The following is a 22,376-nucleotide window of genomic DNA, read 5'->3' as shown; positions in this document are numbered from 1 at the left end:
ATGCCGCCGGAAGACCACGACCGTGCCGCCGACCCGCCCGAGGACACGGCCGCCATGTCACGGCCCGTTCCGAAAAGCGCCTGTGCGCGGCCCCTGCCGGCGAACCCCTACGCCCACAGCCGGTGGACCGGGTCGTTCACCGTGGTCGAGGTCCTGGGCGAGATCGACATGGCGACCGCGGACTTCGTGGCCGAGCACCTCGACGCCGCCACTGCGCCGGCCGAACCGGATGTTCTGGTCGACCTGCGCGGGGTGACGTTCTTCGACTGCTCGGGCCTGCGGCTGCTGTGCCGGGCCGAGGCCAGGGCGAGGGAGCGCGGGGGCCGACTGCGGATCGTCTCCGACCTGCCCCGTATGCGCCGGCTGCTGCGCGCCGCCGGACTGCTCAATCGCTTTCCCCCACTGGCGGAACTTCCTCCTCCACGCCGTCTGGAAAGCGAATCACCACAGCCCCCTCCCCAGTGACCCGCGCGCTCGCTCCGCGCGCCCCCTCCGGATCGGCGCCCAGCACTACCAGGGTGACCAGCAGGTGCACTCCTCCGGGGTGAACGGGCAGCACGAGGTGAGGAGTCGCCGAGTGCACCCCGTACGCGTTGGCCTCCTGCGCGTGCGTGACCGCCCCGTGCGTCTCGGTGTCCCAGCCGTGCAGGGCGACGACGGTGCTGGCGAGTCCGTCCGTGCGCCGCGCCCACGCCCACCCGGGCCCCGTCGCCGCCTCGGGCGGCCGGAGGTCGTCGGCCAGTGCCCAACCGCCCTCGCACACGGCCACCCCGTACGGTCCCCCGACGCGATGCACCCGCACCTCCCACGGGCCGTGCACCACGCTGGTGGTCTCGATCCGGTGCTCCTCCCCCGCCAGTGACGCCGTGTGCCAGGAGGCCGCCCGGCGTCCGGTCATCCCGAGCGCGTGGATGCGCCCGCGCCGGGAGGCGGTTCCGTCGGGGGCGACCAGGGCGATGTGGTTGTCGATGGCCGGGCCCGCGGTGTCGGGGGCCGCCGCGCTCGCGTAGGCGAACCGCGTGTAGTGCGGGTTGTCCTCGGACTCGGCGGGCGGTGGCGGCAGTCGGTCGGTGCCGTGGTTGACCAGTCGTACGATCCCGTCGGCGGCTGTGGAGTGCAGCAGCCAGCCCGGGGCGGGCAGCGGCAGGCAGGTGTCGTCGGTGTCGACCGGGGCCGGTTCCTCGGGGGCCGTCCATACGGGGTGGTCGGCGGGCAGCAGCAGACCGAGGAACGCCTTGCTCGCCCAGTACGGGGAGGCCGGGCCCGAGTACCGCTGGGTGACCGGGAGGAACGGCCGGTACCAGCCCAGGCTCAACAGGCCGTGTTCGTCCGGGACTCCGTGATCGGCGAAGTGCTTGAGGGCGCCGGAGGCGAGGCGGCGGGTGCGGCCCGGAGGAAGGGGGGTCGCGTCCGCCAGAGCCCCCGCCCACAGCGGGGCCGTGGCTGCGAAGCGGTACGTGAGCGAGCGGCCCTGGTGGACGGGGGCGCCGTCGGAGCCGAAGAAGTGCTGGTGCGCGGCGAGGAACTCACGCAGTCGCGCACGGTGCCGGTCCACCAGGGCGGGGTTGGCGCGCGGTCCGGCGATGCGCGCCCACAGGGCCGGATACAGGTGCAGCGCCCAGGCGTTGTAGTAGTCGAACTTGCGTCCGTCGCCGTCGGTGTACCAGCCGCCGCCCCGGTACCAGTCCTCCAGCCGGGTGAGTCCGCCGTCGATCTCGGCGCGGCTGTGCGCAGCGCCCACCGAGGCCAGGAACTCCTCGGTGACGACCTGGAACAGGCGCCAGTTGGAGTCGTTGGCCCGCGCGCCGACGAAGCCGCCCAGCCACTCGGCGACCCGTTCCCGGACGTGGTCGTCGAGGTGGTCCCACAGCCACCGCCGGGACTCGTGCAGGGCGATCGCGAGAGAAGCGGCCTCGACCATGGGCTGGCCGCGGTCCGTGATCGGCGGCCAGCGTTCCTCGCCGTACGGGTCCGTCCCGGCGGCGAGCCCGGCCGCGTACCGTTCGATCAGTTCCGGACCGACCCGCCCCTGGGAGCCCGCGATACGGAAGGCCGCCAGCAGGAAGGAGCGGGCGTAGCCCTCCAGTCCGTCGGACCAAGGGCCGGAGTAGCTTGCGCGGCCGGGCAGTCGGTACTGGGCGAACCCGGGTGAGGCGTACGGCAGGAGTCCTTCCAGGAGGCGGTCGGCCGTCGCCTCCCAGTGGGCGCGGGTCCAGCCGGTGACGGGTGAGCGGGCGGGGTCGAGGGGCGGCAGGCCGGTGAGCGACACGTGCGGCGCGGTCATACGGGGGTTGGTCCTCCGTCAGTCGGGGGTGGCTTGACGCTGTCGCGGACGACGATGTGGGTACCGAGCAGGTGGTGGGTGCCCGCGGTGTGGTCGGGGTCGCGCAGAGCGATGCGGACGGCGGCCCGGCCGAGTTCCTCGGCGGGGGTACGGACCGTGGTGAGCGGGGGGTTGAAGTCCTCGGCGAGCGGGATGTCGTTGTAGCCGACGACGGAGATGTCGTGCGGCACGCGCAGCCCCGCGTCGGCGATGGCCCGCAGGGCGCCGGCGGCCACCATGTCGTCCCCCGCGAAGACAGCGGTGAACTCCCTTGTGGCTTTGAGGAGTTCGGACATGGCTCGGTGTCCTGCCGCTCGGCCGAGGCCACAGTCGATGACGTGGGCGGCATCGGTCGGCAGGCCGTGTTCGGCGAGCGCGGCCCGGTAGCCGGCGACGCGGGCGTCGAGGGCCGTGTTGCCGGGCAGTCCGCCGAGGAAGACGATACGGCGATGGCCTGCCGAGAGCAGGTGGCCGGTGATGGCGCGGGCGCCTGCCTCGTTGTCGAACTCCACGACGAGGGCGGGGATGCCGGGGTCGGGGGCGGGCCGTCCGCACAGCACGAGGCGGGCGCCGGAGGCGTCGAGGGCCTGCGCGTAGCGGGCGACGCGCTCGCGGTAGGCGTCGTCCTCGACGACCCCGCCGACGAGGATCACCAGCCGGGCGCCCTCCTCCCGCATCAGCTGCACGAACTCCAGCTCGCGCCCGGGGTCGCCGCCGGTCGTGCCGACCAGGCAGAGCCAGCCACGGGCGGCGGCCTCCGCCTCGACGCCCTCGGCGACCTGGGCGTAGAAGGGGCTGGTGACCTGGCGCAGGACGACGGCGACCATCTTGCGGCCGCCGCCGACCAGGGCGCGGGCGTGCGCGTTGGCGACGTAGTCGAGGTCGCGGGCCGCGCGCAGCACCCGGGTCCTCGTCGCGGGCGGGACCGGGTAGTTGCCGCTGAGCACCCGCGAGACGGTGGCCACGGACACGCCCGCCCGCTCGGCGACCTCGCGGATCGTGACCCGCCCCTTCGACGCCGTCATGTCGCTTCCCATCCCCCGCGTCTCCCTCCGGCCGTCCGTCGCCGCACGTCAGCTGTTGGCCGCGTGGTCCTCGGCGAATTCCTCGGCCATTCTGTCGCCGCCGCGGTCCCGCCACTTCTTCACGGCCGCGTCGTACTCCGAGAGCGGGACACGGCCCGCGATGATGCCGGTCGCGGTGTCGTCCATCAGGGCCTTCAGCGTGGTGCCCTGGGCGGTGTAGGTGCGGGACTGCAGGCCGTAGGAGGCGTTGCGGATCGCGTACGGCACGGTTTTCTGCTGCCAGGCGTGCAGAGCGCGTACGGCGTCGGGCATGCCCGGTACGAAGAGCACCTGCGGGCCCTCGGCAAGGTACTTCAGCGGGAGGTTGGTGTTGTTCTCGACCTTGCCCAGTTCGTTGGGTTCGGGTGAGCCGTCCTTGGCACGGGTGAAGTGGGTGCCCTCGACACCGTAGTGGACGAGCTCCCACTCCTTAGAACCGAAGGGCGCCGCAAGGTAGTTGAGGACGCGCAGCAGCAGCTCGATCCGTTCCTTCTTCGCCTGCTTGAGGATGGTGTAGCCGAAGGAACGGCGGGCCGCGACGATGCCGCCCGTTTCGCCGCCGACGCTGTACGGCAGCGCCGCCGCCGGGGTGAGCAGTCCCTTGGAGTCGAGGAACTTGGGCAGATAGGCGCCGAACCCGTCCTGCATGGAGCCGACGGTCCCGTTCAGCCAGAGGGTGACCAGGTCCGGCTGGGAGAGCGAGGTGGCGTCGGGGTGATAGGAGCCGTCCTTGCGCAGCTGGGCCTGGTAGGCGACGGCGGCCTTGTAGCGTTCGTCGGTGAAGTTGGACTGGAAGGTGCCGTCCTTGTCCACGGCCCAGCCCTGCGGGGCGTTGTGCGCGGCGGAGTGGTAGCCGTTGCCGAAAACGGATCCGGTGGCGGCGCCGAGGGCGTACTTCTTGCCGCCCGTGCCCTTCTTGGCGACGGCGGCGAAGTCCTCGGAGGTCCAGTCCTCCTTCATGCCCGCGTCGGTGAAGAAGCCCTGGTTGACCCAGAGGGTGGAGCCGGGCAGCGGTCGTTCCAGCGGGATGCCGTAGACCCGGCCGCCGATGCGGCCCATGTCGCGCCAGGCGTGGGTGGGGATGCCCGCCAGGTTCGGATACGCCTTGACGCCGTCCCCGGACAGGAACGGGGTGAGGTCCTCGGCGCGGCGCTGGACGAACTGGGCCTCGCGGGGCAGGACGAACCCGGAGAAGACGTTGATGATGTCGGGCAGATCGCCGGCGTCACCGGCCATCACGGTCCCCATCTTCTTCTGGTAGTCGGTCTGCGAGATGATCGTGTACTCGATCTTCACGCCGAGCGCCTTCTCTACTGCCGCCCAGAACTGGTTGGCCGACGCCGGCTTGGGTGGCACGCCGAAGGACACCGACATGACCCTGATCGTCGAGCCGTCTCCCGGCTTGTCGGGGACGGCCGTCACCAGGTCGGAGGGGTACGCGGTGTAGCCGGCCTGGACGCCCTCCTCGGTGGGCGCGAGGTCGGGCTTCGGGCCGGAGAACGGGACGTAGGCGGGCCAAGAGGCCAGTTTCTTGCCCGCGTTGGAGACGTCACCGTCGTCGGAGCCCGAGGAGCAGGCGGTGAGCGTGCCGGGGACGGCGAGTGCGGCTCCGCCGACGGCGATCGAGCGCAGCAGGGTGCGCCGGGACATAGAGGGCTTCGATGGCTGCGGGGACATGGGCAAGCGACCTTTCGTAGCACGGCTCTTGACGTCGCGTCAGCTGTACGGGTGGGTCTGCTCAGCTCTTGATGGCGCCGGTGAGCACGCCCTTGGTGAAGTACTTCTGGAGGAAGGGGTAGACGAGCAGGATCGGCACGGTGGCGATCACGAGGACGGCCATCTGCACGGTCTGCGGGGCGTTGACGGTGGCCTCGCCGGTGGTGGTGTCGGTGATCCCGGAACCGGCCACCACATAGGTGCGCAGCACCTGTTGCAGCGGCCAGTGGTCGCTCTCCAGATAGAGGGAGGCGTAGAACCAGGAGTTCCAGTACGCCACCGCGTAGAAGAGGCCGACGACGGCGAGGGCCGCCTTCGACAGGGGCAGGACCACCGACCACAGCACGCGCCAGTCCCCTGCGCCATCGAGCCGGGCCGCCTCGTACAGCTCTTCCGGGATGCCCTGGAAGAAGCCGCGCAGGACGACCAGGTTGAAGACGTTGACGAGGACGGGCAGCACCAGTGAGGTGTACGAGTCGAGCAGTCCGAGCTCCTTGACCAGCAGGAAGCTCGGGATCATGCCCGGTGGGAAGAGGAACGTGAACAGGACGAGCAGCAGGACGGGTTTGCCGCCGAAGACGCCGGGGCGGGACAGGGCGTAGGCGAGGGTCACGGTGCAGGCGAGGCTGAGCAGGGTGCCCATGACGGTGACTCCCGCGCTGACACCGAGGGCCTGGGTGACGATGCCGCCGTCGAGGATGTCCTCGTACGCCCCCAGCGTGGGGTTCTGCGGCCACAGCACCCAGCCGCCGTTCGCGATCACCTCGCGCTGGGAGGCGAGCGAGGTGGACAGGATGACCAGGAACGGCACGCAGACCAGCAGGACGACCGCGGCGAGCGCGAGGATCTTGGCCGCCTGGGTGACGGGCTTCGGCTTCTCCATCCAGCCGGGCCGGGTGTGCGCGCTCACTTGTAGACCCCCTGTTCGCCGAGGCGGTGGGCGACCTTGTTGGCCGCGTAGACGAGCAGGGCGCCGACCACGCCCTTGAACAGGCCCGCGGCCGCGGCGAATCCGTAGTCGCCGCCGACGATGCCCTGGTAGTAGACGAAGGTGTCGATGATCTCGGCGGCCTCGGGGCCGACCGCGTCGCGCTGGAGCAGCATCTGCTCGAAGCCGACGGAGAGGATGTCGCCGAGCCGCATGATCAGCAGCAGGACGATGACCGGGCGGATCGCGGGCAGGGTGACGTGCCAGAAGCGCCGCCAGGGTCCGGCGCCGTCGATGGCGGCGGCCTCGTACTGCTGCTCGTCGACCTGGGAGAGCGCGGCGAGGAAGATGATCGTGCCCCAGCCGGCGTCCTTCCAGATCACCTGGGCGACGACGAGCGGCTGGAAGGCGTCGGGGTTGCCGATGATGTCGACGGTGCTGAGGCCGGCGTCACCGAGGTAGCCGTTCACCAGGCCCGTGTCGCCGAGGACCTGCTGGAAGAGGGCGACGACGATCACCCACGAGATGAAGTGCGGCAGGTATGCCACCGACTGCACGAAACGGCGGACCGTGCTCCAGGTGAGCGTGTGCAGCAGCAGGGCGAGGGCGAGCGGGACCGGGAAGTAGAAGACGATCTGGAGGAGCGCGATCCAGACGGTGTTGAGGGTCGCGTCCCAGAACGCGTCGTCCTCGAACATCCGCTGGAAGTTGCCGAGGCCGACCCAGGGGCTGCCCCAGATGCCGTCGAACGGCACATAGTCCTTGAAGGCGATGAGGTTGCCGACGAGCGCGCCGTAGTGGAACACGAGGAAGTACGCGAGCCCGGGCAGCATGAGCAGGAACAGCGTCCGGCTCCTACGGCCGTGAAAACCTTTTCGCTTGGTACGAGCGCGGGTGGGGCGGTGTCGTGAAGGAGTCACCGACGTCCTACCTGTGCGCTCCCGTAGCAACGCCGCCACGGAGCCTCCTCACCTCGGGGTGTCGAGTGAGGGGAAGTTAAAACGTTTTCAGATCCCGGTCAACACTTCTGACAGGACTCGCGACTGACGGTGCGACAGCGTGTTCCTGGCCTGTGGCGTCACGGGCGAAGCCTCAAGAGGTACTTCAATGAAACGATTGAAGGAGGTGCCGGAAGGCGCCGGACGACGGAGAGGGAGGCGCGTACGTGAAATTCGTTCTCGAAGTCGAGCTGGACGGTGCGGACTGGAACGAGGGCACCACCGTGCAGGAGTTGAGCCGGATCCTGCGGTACTGGGGCGGCAACCTCCACCACTACGACCTCAGGCCCGGGGACGGCTCCGCCGTGTACGACTCGGGCTACCGCGAGGTCGGGCACTGGACCGTCGCGCCCGAGTGATCCAGGGGCCGGCCGACGGCCCCACTCCGTCGGCCGGCCCCCGGTGCGGAGACCGCACGGTTCCCGTGGTGGGCTCGCACTCCCCATCCGCGAGCCCGGTAGCCGCTCACGGGAACCCCGCGACCCCGGCCTTCGGAACGTGATGACAACGCTCGGAGCGCGAGTCTGCCGACTCCGGGCGGGAAAGGCACGTCGACCCCATGGGTTTCAGTAACTTTGAGTGTTGAAGTAGTGGCGTGATGTCACGGACCTTGATCGAGTGAAGCCCGGAACTGAGCGCCTGGTGATCGTCTGAGGTGTCCGCCTGGCTGGATTCGTGCGGTTCAGTAATCGGCCTGAAACATTCAGTGAGGAGCTGTCCACTCCCGGGGGCTGAAGGAATCGAGCGTCCCGCGAACGGACGCGAGCACAGTGGTTTTGCGACGAGAGGCGGGACGTACCGATGGCGAAGCACTGGGCCGACTTCCAGTACGAGATCTATCTGAACGGTCTGGGGGGTGCCGTGCCACGGCTGCCCACCGATCTGACACGGCTGGAGGAGCTCACCGAGCAGCGGCTCGGCCCCGGTCCGGCCGGCTACGTGGCGGGCAGCGCGGGTGACGGCAGCACCGCCCGCGCCAACCGGGCAGCGCTGGAGCGGCGCAGGATCGTGCCGCGGATGCTGCGCGACGTGCACGAACGGGACCTGTCCGCCGAGGTGTTGGGCCGCGCGCTGCCCGCGCCCCTGGCGCTGGCACCGGTGGGTGTGCTGTCGATCATGCACCCGGAGGCGGAGTCCGCGGCCGCCCGGGCCGCCGCCGCGCAGGGCGTGCCGTACGTGCTGTCGTCGGCCTCCAGCACGCCCATGGAGCAGGTCGCGGAGGCGATGGGTGATGCGGAACGCTGGTTCCAGCTGTACTGGCCGAAGGACCCGGAGGTGGCACGCAGTTTCCTCGGCCGGGCGAGGGCGGCCGGGTACTCCGTCCTGGTCGTCACCCTCGACACGCCGTTGCTCGCCTGGCGGCCGCGTGACCTCGACCAGGCGTACCTGCCGTTCCTGCACGGCGTGGGCACCGCCAACTACTTCTCCGACCCGGCGTTCCAGGCGGGCCTGGCCAAGCCCGTCCACGAGGACCCGAACGCGGCCGTGCTGCACTTCGTGAACCTGTTCTCGGACCCCGGCAAGACCTGGTCGGACCTGGCGTTCCTGCGGGAGAACTGGGACGGCCCGATCGCCCTGAAGGGCATCCTCCACCCGGACGACGCCCGGCTCGCCCTCGATGCCGGGGTGGACGGCGTGATCGTCTCCAACCACGGCGGCCGCCAGGTGGCCGGATCGATCGCGGCGGCCGACGCGTTGCCCCGAGTGGCCGGCGCCGTGGGCGACCGGATGACCGTGCTCTTCGACAGCGGCGTCCGAACGGGCGGCGACATCTTCAAGGCGCTCGCTCTGGGCGCCGAGGCCGTCCTCGTGGGGCGTCCGTACGTGTACGGGCTCGCCCTCGACGGCCAGGCGGGCGTGGAGCACGTGATCCGCTGTCTGCTCGCGGAGTTCGACCTGACACTCGCGCTGTCGGGGCACGCCGGGCCGGGCACGGTCGGCGCCGACGACATCGAGGAGGCCTGAAGTCCGAGGGCGCGTCATATCTCTCCGGCCCGCCCGCGCCGACGGCCGTACGGAGTGGGGCACCCTGCACTGCCAGGGTGCCCCGCCCGCCCGTCAGGTCACCAGGTCGCTGCCCGCGGCGGGCCGGCGCGCCGCCGGCGGCAGGGCAGGCGCGTTGCTCGTGTCATCGGCGGCGGAGGCCGCGTCGTCGGCCGAAACCGTGCTGTCGCCGACGGACATGATCGTGCCGTCCTCCAGGTGCTCCAGCGCACCGGTCAGGTCCGGGTCGCCCACCGGTTCCGGGGCCCGTACCCGGCTCCCGAGCTCGGCGAGGGGCGTTCCCGTGGCGCTGGCTTCGGCCCGCGGGGCGTCGGAGCCGGCGATCGACAGGGACTCGGGGGTGGCCGACGCGCCGTCGGTCGCCCAGCGCTGCGTGTCCGAGCCGTCGCGGACCTTCACCACGATGTCGGCCTTCGGGTCCGAGTTGGTGGGGGCGACGGCGAGCTCCTCCTCCCAGCGGGGCAGTAACTCGCCCTGCACGGTGAGGTCGTAGCGCACGTCCTCGGCACGGTCGGACTTCTCTGAGGTGCACTCACCCAGGACGACCACCCCGGCGTCCACGTGGGAGTCCAGGCACAGTTCGGGGCTGGCGACACTGCGCAGCTGGCCGTCGTCCTCGTACGACCACTTCTGTGTCCAGGCGGACGAGCACACGGCGAGTTCGGTCGCGGCGCCCTCCTTCGCCTTGCCGCCGCGTATGTCGAGACACAGGTCGGCGTCGACGTTGCGCAGCCGGGTCTGGTCGGGGGTGGTCGACATGCCTGCCGAGTCGGGGGGCGGGGACGACGTGGGCGCGGGCGTGGTCCCGGGGTCGGGTGCCGTGCTGCGTCCGCCGCTGGCGCTGGTCGACGCGGCGGGATCGGCTCCGCTGCCGTCGTCCGAGAGCATCGCGATGGACAGGACGAGCGCGATCAGGGCTCCCGAGGCGGCACCGACACCGGTGAGCAGGGCCCTGCCGTTGACGCGCGGTGCGGCCGTGCCGCGGGCACGGCGCTGGGGAGGGATGCGGGACAGCAGACGGTGCCGGCCGTTGTTCGCGGCGCGTCGGCCACCACCCTGGCGCAAACCGCTCTGCGAGCCGCGGTCGGGCCGCGAGTCGAGGTAGCGGCGCGCGCCCCAGCCGAGCACGGCCTCGGCCAGCAGACCTGCCAGGGATCCCTCGAAATGGCTGAGTTGCTCGGCGGCGTAACGGCAGTAGCGGCACTCCAGCAGATGTTGCTGCACATCGGGGAGCAGAGCGCCGCCGCGCCGAATCGGCACATCCAGCAGCCGGTTGTAGAAGCGGCAGTCCTTGCCCGGCGCGAGTTCCCGATGGGCGCGGACACAGCCCTGGCGGAATTGTTCGCGGGCCTGCTCCAGTGCCGTCGCCGCGGTGTCGGGGTCCATGCCCAGCAGCCCGGCGGGAATGGTGATCGGTTCCGCTTCCACCTCGGTGTGCCACAGCAGACACTGGGCGAGTCCGGGCAGGGCCTGAAAAGAACGCTCGGCGAGCTTGCGATTGTCCGGCGTCATGGACTTCGCGGCGCGCATGCCGCGGCCCCCGGCGGGTTTTCTCAGGTCCGGCAGAACGGTGGAGAGCTCGTCCTGTGCGGACCACTCCTTGACCATGTCCCGCACGGTCACGAGGAGGCGGGGGCGCAGGGCGACGCCCGACTCCCCCCGTATCAGCCCCTCCAGCACCCGGTGGAAGGAGGCGGCCGTGACCATCGAGGCTGCGTTCGCCGAAGAAGCGAGGCAGATGACCGCGTAGTCGTGCGTCGATTGCCAGTGCCGTGCCATCAGCACCGCGACGGGGTCGCCGGCCTCGCTCTCCGGCCGGCCTCTCAGCTGGGCGGCGAGGTTCTCGTCCGATACCCCGGGAATCACGCCGGGGCGCGGCGGATAGGACGGGCGTGGGGGTTGGGGGGTGTGCACAGAGCGGTTTCCTTCCGAGGCGCAAAGGCGGCACACAGAGGTGGTTACCGAAAAAGAGCGCCTGATTGGTGCGGACCTTTTTTCGGCGGTGCGCCGGGAAAACGGCCCGAGGGGACTGACAGAGCCGCACGGTGGCCGCCGGCCGAGGACCTTTTGGGCCCGTCGACGAACCGAGAAGCCGAGCGGCGTTTCAGACCTGGCCAATGCCCGTACGCAGGGAAGTTCACCCTTGCACAAGTAACTCGCGGCTAACAAGGCACTTGGGCAACATCCGGCCTGCTGAAGGAAAGTCAAAACGTGTCCTGCTCGACACATGAATGGCGAGAGCCCTCTTCGGCGCTGGTGACCGATGCCTCCCGTATGTCTCCGATCATGGCCTTGCCGCGCCTGTCGAGACGTCAACTCGTCCGGCTCGTACGGGTATTCGCGTGTGCTGCGCGCCGGGCGAAGGGGACACGCACCCGGACGGAGCGCACACGCTTCCGAGGAACACGCATTCCGTGGTCGGCTGGGATCGACCGCTCGAAGGCCTGATCCTCCCGCCCGAGGGCTTGTGCGGGAACGCTCAGATCTGCCAGGACCGCAGCCGGTCCGCGGCGCCGTACACATCGACCTTGTCGGAGATCAGATCGCGCGCGAGGTCCACGAGAGCGCCGTACGGCGGATCGATCCCGGCACCGCTCACGAACATGTACGACACGGCGGTCGCACAGGCGAAGCGGGCGTTGGCGGACGGCAGGGGCCTGAGCAGGGCCAGTGTGTGCAGCAGTGCCGCGGCACGCCAGGCCGGGTCGGAGTCCACGCCGAGGCGCGGCGGGTCGACGCGGTGGCGGGCCACGGCGGCGACGAGGGCGGAGAAGTCGTCGACCGTCGGCTGGTCGGGCAGGAGCTCTTCGTGGCGCTGAAGCAGCCAGGGCACGTCGATATGGATGACGGGAGGAGCCATCGGTCAGACGGCCCGCCCCTCGTCCTTGTCGACCGGTTCGTCCTCCGGGAACGCGGCGGCGAACTCATCCGCGTGCGCCGTGAAGAACTGCCGGAACGCCTCGGCGCCCTCCTTCAGCGCCCGGTGGCGCACGATGTCGGCCGCGGCGGCCTCGCGCACGAGGGCCTTCATCGACGTACCGCGCTCCTTGGCCATCTGCCGCAGGTCCTCTAGCTCGCGGTCGCTGAACTCCACATTCAGAGCTGGCATGCCCCTCACGGTACCGCGTGGGTACTGACTCGTAAATACCCGCAGGTCAGGACCTGTTGCACGCGGTACCGACAGAAGGGCCCTAGGTCTGGTCCGCCACGAATGACGCCATCCGTGCCAGCGCGGCGTTCCAGTTGATCGTGTGCTCGTTCGTCGACCAGGACTGGATGTCGTCGATGTAGCAGAACTGACCGACACAGCCCTGGAGTTTGCTCTGTGCGTACGGGTCCTGGATGCTCGAGTTCGGGCCTCCGGCGAGCGTGCCCCGCGGCGGGTTCGGAAGGCCGGGATCGAGCTGGCGGGCGTACCAGCGGCTGTGCTGGTTGTGCGCGTTGGCCTCGCCGTAGCCCGTCACATAGGACATGTTCAGCGCGTTGCGGCCGAAGATGTAGTCCATGCTCTGGATCGCCCCGTCACGGTACTTCGACGCGCCCGTGATGTCGTAGGCGGTGGCGATGACCACCGCGTTGTTGAGGACCTGGTGGCTGGAGCCCCAGTCGTACAGATTGTTGTCGGGTGCGTACGGCATGCCGTACGCCTGTGTTTTCAGCGTGGCGAGGTAGCGGTCGGCGCCCTTGACCACGGACTGGCGCACCTTGTCCCGGCCGGGCAGCGCGCTCGGGACCGTCGCGAGGTCGAGGCGGCCCGCGGCGGCCGTCCTGGACCAGTCGAAGCCGAGGCTGCCGAAGAGGTCGGCCGTGTGGACCGGGGAGCCGAGGACGAAGTCGGCGAACTCCTTCTCGCCGGTGGTGAGATAGAGCTCGGCGGCCGCCCAGTAGAACTCGTCGGTGGCGTTGTCGTCGGCGTAGGTACCGCCGCCGGTGCCGTCGTTCGGGTCGGGGTAGGTGTCGGGGTGTGCTAGGGCCGCCGCCCAGGCCGTCCTCGCCGCCGCGAGCGTCTTCGCCGCGAAGGTCTGGTCGTACGGCTTGTACAGGCGCGCCGCCTGTGCGGCGGTGGCCGCGAGGTTCAGGGTCGCCGTCGTGGTCGCCGGGTGCAGTTCGCGCTTCTGCGGGTCGGCGTCCGGCATCAGGGGCAGTCCGGTCCACTGCTCGTCGTGGATCTTGTGGTGCGCCATGCCCGCGAGCGGCTGTCCTGCCGGCACCTGCATCTTCAGCAGGAACTCCAGCTCCCAGCGGGCCTCGTCCAGCACGTCCGGCACCTTGTTGCCGCTCTCCGGGAGGGCGAGCGTGCCGTCGCCGAGCTTCTCGGCCCGCCCGGTGCGGGCCAGCAGGGACCGCTCGTACGTGGACAGCAGCTCCCAGGTGGAGATGCCTCCGTTGACGACGTACTTGCCGTGGTCTCCGGCGTCGTACCAGCCGCCGGTGACGTCGAGCGTGTAGTCGCAGACGCCCGGTTGGCAGGGCACGTCCTTGTCGCCGCGGTTGGGCGCGGCGTTCAGGTGACCGGCCGGTCGGCCGTAGCCGGGGCGCAGGTCGTCGCGGATCTCGATGCCGCTGCGCTGGGTGTAGTAGTACTTCAGCGAGTCGAGCCGCAGCTGTTCGTAGGCTCCCGGGTCGATGTCGAACGGGCGGCTCGTCTCGCCGTCGGCGACCAGCGTGAGGTCCCTGGCCCGGGTGCGGTAGGAGCCGAAGTCGATCGAGTGGACGTTCTGCCCGGAGGAGGCGTCGAGGCCGCGCGGCACGGTCCAGCCCTGGGCGACCGTGGTACCGGAGGCGTTCTTCAGCTGCCAGGGCAGCTTCGCGGTGGCGTCGGTGACGAGGGTGGCGTTCTTCGGCCCGGCGGGCAGATAGGCGACCTGGTTGACGCGTACCCGCGGCCCGGTGTCGGGCTCGTACACCTCGGGCGGCACCCCGCCGAGCAGCGACACGTCGTCCATGCAGAAGCGGAACGGGTCGGTGCCACCGCCGAGTTGGAAGCCGACCTGCCCCTGGGTGGTGTCGACGGGTGAGGTGAACGTGTAGGAGTACGCGTCGCCCGAGACGCTCAGGCGCGGGCTGACCTCGAAGTAGGTGTCGTACGGCGCCACCGACAGCCCGACGATCGCCCGCAGCACGTTTCCCTCGGGCGCGCCGGACGCGGTGAAGCTGAACCGGTAGGACTCCCCCTTCACGAGGGTGATGTCGTTCTGGCCGACGGCGGCGTCCCAGCGGTTGGCGGTGCCGCCCGGGATGCCGGCGCAGAGTCTGCCCTCGGACAGGCCCGCGGTGACGTTGCTCGTCGTCCACCAGGGGGCGGTGGTGGTGTCGAAGGTGCCGTTCTTGACCTGTTCGACCTCCTCGGCCTGGGCCGGTCCGGACGGCAACGCGGTGAGCGCCGCCGCGAGGAGGGTCGTCACGGAGAGCAGGGTGGTTCTGCGTCGTTTCACGTCTGGGCTCCTCGGGGAGATGGGGGGCGCGCAGAGGTGGCGCATGGGCGTGGGAGCGCTCCCAGATGCGGTCGCAGGTCATGCTGTTCGAGACATGACAGCGCGTCAACGGTCCGGACAGGACTCGTTCCCGTCCGGACCGTTACGGCATCGCATTTCGCTTGGCTTCGGTGCTTCGGTGCTTCGGTCAGCCGGTCGTCGGCACCTCCAGGCGGCTGATCCGCACCGCTCCCTTGGCATCGCCCGGGTGAGCGCTGGTCAGGAGGAGACGGAGCCGGGTGCCGCGCACCGGATCGAAGGTGATCACCGTGGGGGCGTCGGACTCCGTGGCCCAGTCGGTCTTCACACCCCGGGCGGGCACGTACCGCCTGCCGTCCCAGACGGACACCTCGACCGAGGCGGGCAGGGAGTGCGTGGCGCCGACGGTGAAGGAGACCTCCGCCCGGTCGACCGTACGGGTTCGGCCCCAGTCGACCGAGACCCAGTCCTGCGCGCGGGCGCCGTCGAACGCGGGCAGCAGGGCCGTGGCCGCCTTGCTGAACGCGTTGGACCAGCCGGTGGCCGGGTCGCCGTCGAGCATGGCGGCCGGGAGGGTGTCTGGGCGGCCCGAGTAACTGGCGTCGGCCAACGGGAAGTTCGGGGCAGGCGGGTGCTCGGCCTCGAACACGGCCGGTGGTGTGGTGGACTTCGACCGTGCCGGGGTGACGCGGACGGTCACCGTGCCCTTCCGCAGACCGTCCGCGCGTGCCGTCACCTTCAGGGAGCCGGCCTCGACGCCGGACCGTACGATCGCGAGTGCCCTGCCGTGGAAGGCGGTTCGGGTGCTCGCCTGGTAGCGCTCGGCGCTCTCCTCGCGCCCGTTGTCGAGGCCCGCCAGCGAGCCGCCGTCGGCGTCGAAGGTGATCAGGTGCTCGGCGCCGGGCACGATCACGCCCCGGGCGTCGACCACCTCGGCGGTGACGAAGCACAGCGAACGGCCGTCGGCGGCCAGGGACGTGCGGTCGGAGGTGAGGCGGATCGCGTACGGCCGGCCCGCCGTGCGCAGAACGTCCGTGGCGACCGTGCGGCCGTCGCGGCGCGCCACCGCCTTCAGCTCACCGGGCTCGTACGGGACCTTCCAGGTGAGGTGGAGCTTGCCCGCGCTGCCGTTCGGGCTGGTGTAACTGCCCGGGTAGGGGCCCGAGGTGACGGTCTTGTCGTCGCCGGTGGTCTCGGTGGTCTCCAGGTAGGGGCGTCCGTCGACGGTCTTCTTGCGGTCGAACTTCCGGACGCCCAGGGACGTCCCGTTGAGGTACAGCTCGACGGTGTCGACGTTGGAGTAGGCCCACACCTCGACGGTGTCGCCCTCCTCGTGGTTCCAGCTCATGGGCAGCAGGTGGACCATGGGCTCGTCCGTCCACTGGCTCCTGAACAGGTGGTACGTGTCCTTGGGGAACCCGGCCGTGTCGACCGCCCCGAAGAAGGACGCCTTCACGGGGAACACGTCGTACGGCGTGGGCTCACCGATGTAGTCGATGCCGGACCACAGGAACTCCCCGGTGAACCACTTCCGGTCCCGGTCCTTCTTCAGGCCGTACTCACCGCTGTACGTCCACGTGGCGAGGTTGTTGTCGTACGAGGAGGTGGCGCGCCTGCCCGGGGTCTGGTTCTCGCCGGTGTTGAGGCGCTCGGGCTCCTGGTAGGTGCCGCGGGTCGACGTCTCGGACGAGGACTCCGACTCGAACAGGAACAGCCTGGGGTAGCGGGCGTGCAGGGCGTCGACGGAGGCGGCCGTGTTGTAGTTGACGCCCAGGCCGTCGACCTTGGCGAGGATCAGGTCGGCCGGGGAGCCCTCGGCGGGCACGCTGCGGTGCCGGTGGGAGCCGATCACGATCGGGCGGGTGCTGTCGTACGTCTTCACTCCGGCGATCAGCCGGTCCGCGATGGTGAGGCCTGCGGTGGAGGTGAACTCGGAGATCTCGTTGCCGATGGACCACATGATGACGGCGGGCGAGTTGCGGTTCGCGAGCACCATCTCCGCGAGGTCCCGGTCGGACCACTCGTCGAAGAAGCGGCCGTAGTCGTACCGGGTCTTGCTGCTGCGCCAGCAGTCGAAGGCCTCCACGATCATGACGATGCCGAGTCGCTCGCAGGCCGCGAGCACCTCGGGTGCGGGCGGGTTGTGGGAGGTGCGCAGGGCGTTGACGCCCATGCTCTTCATGATGACGAGCTGCCGCTCCACGGCGTCGGCGTGGACGGCCGAGCCGAGGGCGCCGAGGTCGTGGTGGAGGTTGACGCCGCGGAGTTTGACGTAACGGCCGTTCAGGGTGAGGCCGTTGTCGGCGTCGATGGTGAAGTGGCGGATGCCGAAGGGAGTTTCGTAGGTGTCGACGGTGCGGCCGTCGACACGGAGCTCGGTCCGCAGGGTGTAGAGCCGGGGGGTTTCGATGTCCCACACCCTCGGGTCCGGTACGGCGAGTTCGTGGGCGACGGTCTCGGGGTCCGCCGCGGCCGTCACGGCGGACTCCGTGCGGGCGACCGTGCGTCCGTCGGGGTCGGCGACGCGGGATCTCACGGTGACCTCCGTGGCGGTTCCCGACGCGTTGACGATGGTGGTCCGGGCCCGTAGGAGGGCGCGCTCGCCGCTCAGCTCCTCGGTCGTCACGTACGTGCCCCAACGCTGGACGTGCACGGGGTCGGTGACGACCAGGCGGGCCGTGCGGTAGATGCCACTGCCCGAGTACCAGCGGCTGCTGGGAAGCCGGTTCTGGACCTTGACCGCGATCACGTTGGGGGTGGTGCCGTCGGTGTGCAGCAGGTCGGTGAGGTCGAGGGCGAACCCGGTGTACCCGTACGGGTGACGGCCGACCTCGGTGCCGTTGCAGTAGACGTACGAGTCCATGTAGACGCCGTCGAACTCCACCGAGACGCGTCTACCGGCGAGGGCGGGTGGGAGGGTGAAGGTGAGGCGGTACCAGCCGAGGCCTCCGGGGAGGAAACCGGTGCCGCTGGTGGTGCCGAAGTCGGTGGTGGGCGTCTGCGCGATGCTCCAGTCGTGGGGCACGGCCACCTGACGCCAGGCCGAGTCGTCGTAGGCCGGGTTCATCGCGTCGGAGTACTCGCCGGTGGGGTCGGTGATGCCGCCGGGGTTGACCAGCGCGAAACGCCAGCCGTCGCGGAGGTCGATCGTGCGCCCCGAGGTGGCGTCGGCCGGGCGGGCCAGGGGCTCGGCGGCGGACGCGGTGCCCGCGAGCGCGCCTGCCATCGGCGCGGCGGAGCCCGCGATCAGTAACGACCTGCGCGTGACCGTCATGGTCATCCCTTCGTCGGACGTGCGGGTGAACGATTCCGTGGCACACAGGCAGGGCAGGAGCCCTCCAGCACAAGGGCCCACAAGCGCAAGCGATCACACACAAGTGCTCGTGAACAAACAGATTCTGACGTTGTGACGCGCAGACGCGTCAAGGGTCCGTCCGGCCACTTGCGCCCGCCCTGCCCTGGCAGCTGCACCGATCGGCCCACCTCACTCGCGCCACACCCCGGGTGCGGGGAACAACGACGCACTAGGCTGGATTTCGCCCGCATGCGCGTTCGGTCCGGCGAAATGGAATCTGGCCACGATGAGGAGCCGCAAGGTCACAGAAGGTGACGCCGTGGCGTATCCCTTCGACGGCACCGTCACGGCGCGGGCGGTGGTGGCCGCCGACGGTTCGGTCGTCGAGTGGAACGAGGGAGCGCGGCTGCTGCTGGGCTGGGCGGCGCCGGACGTCCTGGGCCGGTCCGCCGCGCGACTGCTGGCCGCGCACGGTTCCTTCCGGCTGCCTCCGCCGGGCAGCCTCGTCTGGAGCGGCACGGTACCGCTGCGTCACCAGGACGGCCGGACGGTGTCGGTGTGGCTGCTCGCCCACCTCCTTCGGCCGACGGCCGGGGACGAGAGCGGCGGCTGGCTGGTTCTCTGCCCCCTGGAGGACCCCGGTCCGCTCAGTCTCGACGAGCCCCTCTCCGCGGCGCTCATGACCCAGTCGCCGTGCGCGGCGGCCGTGTTCGACGGGCAGCTGCGGCTGCGCGGCATCAACAACGCGATGGCGGACGCGGTCGGCATCCCGGAGGAGAACCTCCGGGGGCTCCACATGTCCGAGATAGTGGGCGGCCGACAGGGCGAGAAGCTGGAGGAGCACCTGCGCGAGGTGCTCGACAGCGGCCGGAGCAAGGAAGTGCAGACCTTTCTGCGGGCCGCCGACGAGGCCGACGCGCACGCCTGGTCCGCGCGGATCGCCCCCCTGACCGACAGCGACGGGCGGGCGATCGGCGTCTGTGTGACCGGCCACGACATCACCGAGCAGTACCAGGCCCGCCAGCGGCTGCAGCTCGTGAACGAGGCCAGCGTCCGGATCGGCAGCACCCTCGACGTGACGCGCACGGCCCAGGAGCTGGCCGATGTGTGCGTGCCCACGCTCGCCGACTTCGTCAGTGTCGACCTCATGGAGTCCCTGGCGTACGGGGACGAGCCGGCGGTGGGATCGCTGTCCGCCCCGTTCACTCTGCGCCGCGCCGCCCACCAGTCGGTGAACCCGGGCTGCCCCGAGGCCGTGGTCGAGCTGGGGGGCCTCGACGTCTACCCCGCCTCCTCACCGCAGGGCGCCTCGCTGGCCGTCGGGCGGACGGTCGTGGCGACGGACTCCGGCGGCGCCCTCGGCGAGTGGCTGGACTGGGACCCGGTGCGCAGTGCGCGGATAAAGGAGTACGGCATCCACGCCACGATGGCGGTCCCGATCCGGGCCCGCGGCTCGACCCTCGGCGTGGCGGTGCTCACCCGATTCCGGCACAAGGACCCGTTCACTCCCGACGACGAGCTGCTGGCCGAGGAGGTCACGGCCCGCGCCGCCGTCTGTATCGACAACGCCCGCCGCTTCTCGCGCGAGCGAGAGACGGCACTGGCGCTCCAGCGCAGCCTGCTCCCACTGACGCTGCCCCGCATGCCCGCGCTGGAGGCGGCGTCGCGGTACCTGCCGGCGGCGCGGGCCGGAGTGGGCGGCGACTGGTTCGACGTGATCCCGCTGTCCGGCCTGCGGGTCGCCATGGTGGTCGGCGATGTCGTCGGCCACGGCATCCAGGCGTCGGCGACGATGGGCCGGCTCCGTACGGCTGTCCGTACGCTCGCGGACGTCGACCTGGCTCCGGACGAGCTGCTGACCCACGTCGACGACCTCGTCGTACGGCTGTCGAAGGAGGCCGGTGCCGAAGGGGTGACCGAGGTGGGGGCCACCTGTCTGTACTCGGTGTACGACCCGGTCACCCGCCGGTGCAGTTTCGCGCGGGCCGGGCATCCGCCGCCGGTGGTGCTCACGCCGGACGGCCGAACGCTCGATGTGCAGGTGCCGGCGGGCCCGCCGCTGGGCCTGGGCGGGTTGCCCTTCGAGTCCACCGAGCTGGAACTCCCCGAGGGCACACTCCTCGCCCTCTACACCGACGGGCTGATCGAGAGCCGCGACCGCGACATCGACGCCGGGCACGAACTGCTGCGCCAGACACTCGCCCGCTCGACCGGTTCCCTGGACGAGGTCTGCCAGGACGTCATCCGCTCGATGCTGCCGGCGGCCGGAGCCACCGACGACGTGGCGCTGCTGCTGGCCCGGACCCGCGGGCTGAAGCCCTCGCAGGTCGCGACCTGGGCGCTGCCGGCCAATCCCGCGGTCGTCTCCCGCACCCGCCAGTACGTCCTGGACCAGCTGGCGGCGTGGGGGCTGGCCGAGATGGCGTTCACCGTCGAACTCGTGGTGAGCGAGCTGGTCACCAACGCGATCCGGCACGGCGCGCCCCCGATCCAGCTGCGGCTCATCCACGAGGACTCCAGCCTGATCTGTGAGGTGTCCGACTCCAGCGGTACGGCTCCGCATCTGCGCCGGGCCAAGACGTTCGACGAGGGCGGCCGCGGCCTGCTGCTGGTGGCCCAGCTCACCCAGCGCTGGGGCAGCCGCCACACGGACAACGGCAAGACGATCTGGGCGGAGCTGACGCTGTCGGACTGAGCGAGGCAGCTCAGAGCGGACGTGCCACGGCGAACGCCCCGTCAGGCGCCCCGGAGACCGTTGCGGTAACCCCCCGGAGGGACCCCGTACCGCTGCCGGAACACCCGGCTGAAGTGGAACGGGCTGGTGAAGCCCGAGGCCGCGGCGACCCGCTCGACCGGCAGGTCGGTCGCTTCGAGGAGCCGCGCCGCGTGCAGCAGCCGAGCGTCGAGGAGCGCCCGCATCGGGGACCGGCCGAGTTGCTGGGTGAAGAGATGCGCGAACCGCGACGGCGACAGCGAGACGCGCTCGGCGAGGGAGCGGACCGTGTGCCGGGCACCCGGGTCGGCGGCGATCAGCCCTTCCGCCCGCCGGATGCGCGGGTCGACCCCCGACCGGCGCGGCTCCGAGCGGGCCGCGGCGAGCAGCACGACCTCCTCCAGCGAGCACAGGGCCAGCTCACGGGCCGCGGTGCCGTGCGCCACGGCCACCTCACCGGCTCCCGGCACACCCTCGGCCCCCGGCACATCCTCGGCCGGTGGTGCGCCCTCCCCCGCCCAGCGCGCGTCGGCGATCATCCGGCCGAACGCGGCGTCGACACGGTCCCGGACACCGGTATCGGTGCGCGTCACCGCGTAGAGGCGGTCCCCGATCTCGTACGGCCGCAACCAGCCGGTCCAGGAGGTCCTGGCCTGGCAGTGCGCCCACCAGAACGCCCAGTGGTCCGCGCCGGGCCGGAGGGCGTACCGGTGGGGCACGCCGGGACCCAGGACGACGAGGTCGCCCGGGCCCGCGACCGTCTCGGCCGCACCCTGGCGCAGCAGTCCCCCGCCGCCCGTGGTCCACGTGAACAGCCAACTGTCCGATCCGCCCGGACGGTTGATCCGGTAGCCCGTTCCCTGGTCGAAGTGTCCGACGGTCACCAGGCCCGGCGGCGGGGACGGGACGGCAGTCTCGGACAGGTCGTCAGCACGCACAGGCATCCTCCCGATGGTTGCTCCGACCTAGCGTGAGGCACGAAGGACATCGGCGAGAAGGGACACTCGGATGACAGCCACGGTCAGGGCGGACTTCAGGACGGACTTCGAGGAGAACGGCTGTCTGGTGGTGCGCGGGCTGTTCTCCGCCGCCGAGATCGACGGCCTGTGCGCGGAGTTCGCGCGGCTGCACGCGGGCGGCCCGGTCCCCGGGCACTTCGAACCCCGGGCGACCGCGGCCGACACCGCCGCGGACCCGCTGCACGTCTACCCCCGGTTCATGCACCCGCACCGCGTCAACGAGCTGTCCCGGCGCGTCCTCCTCGACGCCCGGCTGCGGGAGATCCTCGAAGTGCTGCTGGGCGAGGAGGTGCTGGCCGCGCAGAGCATGTTCTACTTCAAGCCGCCGGGCGCCCGCGGTCAGGCGCTGCACCAGGACAACTTCTATCTCCGGGTGGAGCCGGGCACGTGTGTGGCCGCGTGGATCGCCTGCGACGTGATCGACCAGGAGAACGGCGGTCTGGAGGTCGTGCCGGGCACGCACCGCATGGACCTGTTCTGCCCGGAGGAGGCGGACGCCGAGCTGTCCTTCGTCCGGGAATACGTGCCGCCGCCGCCCGGCCTGGCCGCCGTACCCGTCGACTTGAATCCCGGTGATGTCCTGTTCTTCAACGGCAGCCTGGTGCACGGCTCCCAGCCCAACCGCACCGACGACCGCTTCCGCCGCTCGTTCATCGGCCACTACGTCGGCCGCTCCACCGAGCGCATCGGCCGCTTCTACCACTCCCTCACGATGAGCGGCGAGCCCGTCGCCCTGCCGGAGAGCGAGGGCGCGGGGCCGTGCGGCACGGAGTTCGAGGCGGCGGGCGCGCACTGAGGCGGTGCGCCCCGGAACGCGCTCTCATCCCCGTTTTCGAAAAGACCCTTTCCTGCCTTTCCGTTCC

16 protein-coding genes are annotated in these 22,376 nt (G+C 70.8%); 5 read left to right on the top strand and 11 right to left on the bottom strand.

Features of this window, described 5'->3' with window-relative positions:
• The gene (locus E0500_RS26365) at window positions 1–465 is read left to right on the top strand and encodes an STAS domain-containing protein (protein WP_131572245.1); all 465 of its coding nucleotides are present in this window, start codon (window positions 1–3) and stop codon (window positions 463–465) included.
• Here the strand turns inward: E0500_RS26365 and E0500_RS26360 are convergent.
• The 5 genes from E0500_RS26360 to E0500_RS26340 all read right to left on the bottom strand — a co-directional run bounded on the left by E0500_RS26360 (window position 386) and on the right by E0500_RS26340 (window position 6,864).
• Complete coding sequence (locus E0500_RS26360; RefSeq protein ID WP_131572244.1) at window positions 386–2,284, bottom strand: DUF2264 domain-containing protein; 1,899 nt, start codon at window positions 2,282–2,284, stop codon at window positions 386–388. The two genes, E0500_RS26365 and E0500_RS26360, sit on opposite strands and share 80 nt — an antisense overlap.
• Window positions 2,281–3,360 (bottom strand): LacI family DNA-binding transcriptional regulator, encoded by a 1,080-nt coding sequence (locus tag E0500_RS26355; RefSeq protein ID WP_181587139.1) that lies wholly within the window; start codon window positions 3,358–3,360, stop codon window positions 2,281–2,283. Before E0500_RS26355 ends, E0500_RS26360 begins: the two co-directional genes overlap by 4 nt.
• A 36-nt stretch (window positions 3,361–3,396) precedes the next feature.
• Window positions 3,397–5,037: an extracellular solute-binding protein gene (locus E0500_RS26350; RefSeq protein ID WP_165935173.1), complete on the bottom strand. Its 1,641-nt coding sequence runs from the start codon at window positions 5,035–5,037 to the stop codon at window positions 3,397–3,399.
• A gap of 88 nt (window positions 5,038–5,125) precedes the next feature.
• Window positions 5,126–6,013: a carbohydrate ABC transporter permease gene (locus E0500_RS26345; RefSeq protein ID WP_131569517.1), complete on the bottom strand. Its 888-nt coding sequence runs from the start codon at window positions 6,011–6,013 to the stop codon at window positions 5,126–5,128.
• Window positions 6,010–6,864 (bottom strand): sugar ABC transporter permease, encoded by an 855-nt coding sequence (locus E0500_RS26340; protein WP_131569515.1) that lies wholly within the window; start codon window positions 6,862–6,864, stop codon window positions 6,010–6,012. The genes E0500_RS26345 and E0500_RS26340 overlap by 4 nt, the downstream gene beginning before the upstream one ends.
• Before the next feature lie 332 nt (window positions 6,865–7,196).
• Here E0500_RS26340 and E0500_RS26335 point away from each other — a divergent pair, with 332 nt between their 5' ends.
• Together E0500_RS26335 and E0500_RS26330 are read left to right on the top strand one after the other, a co-directional pair.
• Window positions 7,197–7,388: a hypothetical protein gene (locus E0500_RS26335; RefSeq protein WP_131569513.1), complete on the top strand. Its 192-nt coding sequence runs from the start codon at window positions 7,197–7,199 to the stop codon at window positions 7,386–7,388.
• Window positions 7,389–7,830: 442 nt separating this feature from the next.
• On the top strand, window positions 7,831–8,994 hold the full coding sequence (locus tag E0500_RS26330; protein WP_131569511.1) for a lactate 2-monooxygenase: 1,164 nt from the start codon (window positions 7,831–7,833) through the stop codon (window positions 8,992–8,994).
• A gap of 93 nt (window positions 8,995–9,087) precedes the next feature.
• On the opposite strand, the gene E0500_RS26325 is transcribed toward E0500_RS26330, so the two are convergent.
• The 5 genes from E0500_RS26325 to E0500_RS26305 form a co-directional block, all read right to left on the bottom strand.
• Window positions 9,088–10,947 (bottom strand): RICIN domain-containing protein, encoded by a 1,860-nt coding sequence (locus E0500_RS26325; RefSeq protein WP_181587138.1) that lies wholly within the window; start codon window positions 10,945–10,947, stop codon window positions 9,088–9,090.
• 565 nt (window positions 10,948–11,512) lie between these two features.
• Window positions 11,513–11,893, bottom strand: a complete 381-nt coding sequence (locus tag E0500_RS26320) for a toxin Doc (protein WP_131569507.1) — start codon at window positions 11,891–11,893, stop codon at window positions 11,513–11,515.
• Window positions 11,894–11,896: 3 nt separating this feature from the next.
• Window positions 11,897–12,142: a hypothetical protein gene (locus E0500_RS26315; protein ID WP_131569506.1), complete on the bottom strand. Its 246-nt coding sequence runs from the start codon at window positions 12,140–12,142 to the stop codon at window positions 11,897–11,899.
• Between the two features lie 82 nt (window positions 12,143–12,224).
• Window positions 12,225–14,468, bottom strand: a complete 2,244-nt coding sequence (locus tag E0500_RS26310; protein ID WP_131569504.1) for a glycoside hydrolase family 9 protein — start codon at window positions 14,466–14,468, stop codon at window positions 12,225–12,227.
• 187 nt (window positions 14,469–14,655) lie between these two features.
• On the bottom strand, window positions 14,656–17,760 hold the full coding sequence (locus E0500_RS26305) for a glycoside hydrolase family 2 TIM barrel-domain containing protein (RefSeq protein WP_181587137.1): 3,105 nt from the start codon (window positions 17,758–17,760) through the stop codon (window positions 14,656–14,658).
• Between the two features lie 307 nt (window positions 17,761–18,067).
• Here E0500_RS26305 and E0500_RS26300 point away from each other — a divergent pair, with 307 nt between their 5' ends.
• A complete protein-coding gene (locus E0500_RS26300; RefSeq protein ID WP_165935208.1) occupies window positions 18,068–20,476 on the top strand; it encodes a SpoIIE family protein phosphatase in 2,409 nt (802 codons plus the stop codon).
• Window positions 20,477–20,517: 41 nt separating this feature from the next.
• Here the strand turns inward: E0500_RS26300 and E0500_RS26295 are convergent, their stop codons facing one another.
• The gene (locus E0500_RS26295) at window positions 20,518–21,438 is read right to left on the bottom strand and encodes a helix-turn-helix domain-containing protein (RefSeq protein WP_131570516.1); all 921 of its coding nucleotides are present in this window, start codon (window positions 21,436–21,438) and stop codon (window positions 20,518–20,520) included.
• Between the two features lie 64 nt (window positions 21,439–21,502).
• Between E0500_RS26295 and E0500_RS26290 the strand changes: the two genes are divergently transcribed.
• Entirely contained in the window at window positions 21,503–22,309 is an 807-nt protein-coding gene (locus E0500_RS26290) for a phytanoyl-CoA dioxygenase family protein (RefSeq protein ID WP_131570514.1), read from the top strand.
• Window positions 22,310–22,376: the final 67 nt, after the last annotated feature.

Origin of the sequence: Streptomyces sp. KM273126 (genome assembly GCF_004337435.2) — a bacterium.
GTDB lineage: Bacteria > Actinomycetota > Actinomycetes > Streptomycetales > Streptomycetaceae > Streptomyces > Streptomyces acidicola.
This window is presented reverse-complemented; position numbering and strand designations above follow the sequence as displayed.

What these genes read in the sequence shown, in the direction of transcription:
- E0500_RS26290 (WP_131570514.1), top strand. Translation starts at nt 21,503, where the DNA reads ATGACAGCCACGGTCAGGGCGGACTTCAGGACGGACTTCGAGGAGAAC.
- E0500_RS26320 (WP_131569507.1), bottom strand. Translation starts at nt 11,893, where the DNA reads ATGGCTCCTCCCGTCATCCATATCGACGTGCCCTGGCTGCTTCAGCGC.
- E0500_RS26315 (WP_131569506.1), bottom strand. Translation starts at nt 12,142, where the DNA reads ATGCCAGCTCTGAATGTGGAGTTCAGCGACCGCGAGCTAGAGGACCTG.
- E0500_RS26360 (WP_131572244.1), bottom strand. Translation starts at nt 2,284, where the DNA reads ATGACCGCGCCGCACGTGTCGCTCACCGGCCTGCCGCCCCTCGACCCC.
- E0500_RS26365 (WP_131572245.1), top strand. Translation starts at nt 1, where the DNA reads ATGCCGCCGGAAGACCACGACCGTGCCGCCGACCCGCCCGAGGACACG.
- E0500_RS26305 (WP_181587137.1), bottom strand. Translation starts at nt 17,760, where the DNA reads ATGACGGTCACGCGCAGGTCGTTACTGATCGCGGGCTCCGCCGCGCCG.
- E0500_RS26330 (WP_131569511.1), top strand. Translation starts at nt 7,831, where the DNA reads ATGGCGAAGCACTGGGCCGACTTCCAGTACGAGATCTATCTGAACGGT.
- E0500_RS26355 (WP_181587139.1), bottom strand. Translation starts at nt 3,360, where the DNA reads ATGGGAAGCGACATGACGGCGTCGAAGGGGCGGGTCACGATCCGCGAG.
- E0500_RS26350 (WP_165935173.1), bottom strand. Translation starts at nt 5,037, where the DNA reads ATGTCCCGGCGCACCCTGCTGCGCTCGATCGCCGTCGGCGGAGCCGCA.
- E0500_RS26340 (WP_131569515.1), bottom strand. Translation starts at nt 6,864, where the DNA reads ATGCTGCCCGGGCTCGCGTACTTCCTCGTGTTCCACTACGGCGCGCTC.
- E0500_RS26295 (WP_131570516.1), bottom strand. Translation starts at nt 21,438, where the DNA reads ATGCCTGTGCGTGCTGACGACCTGTCCGAGACTGCCGTCCCGTCCCCG.
- E0500_RS26300 (WP_165935208.1), top strand. Translation starts at nt 18,068, where the DNA reads ATGAGGAGCCGCAAGGTCACAGAAGGTGACGCCGTGGCGTATCCCTTC.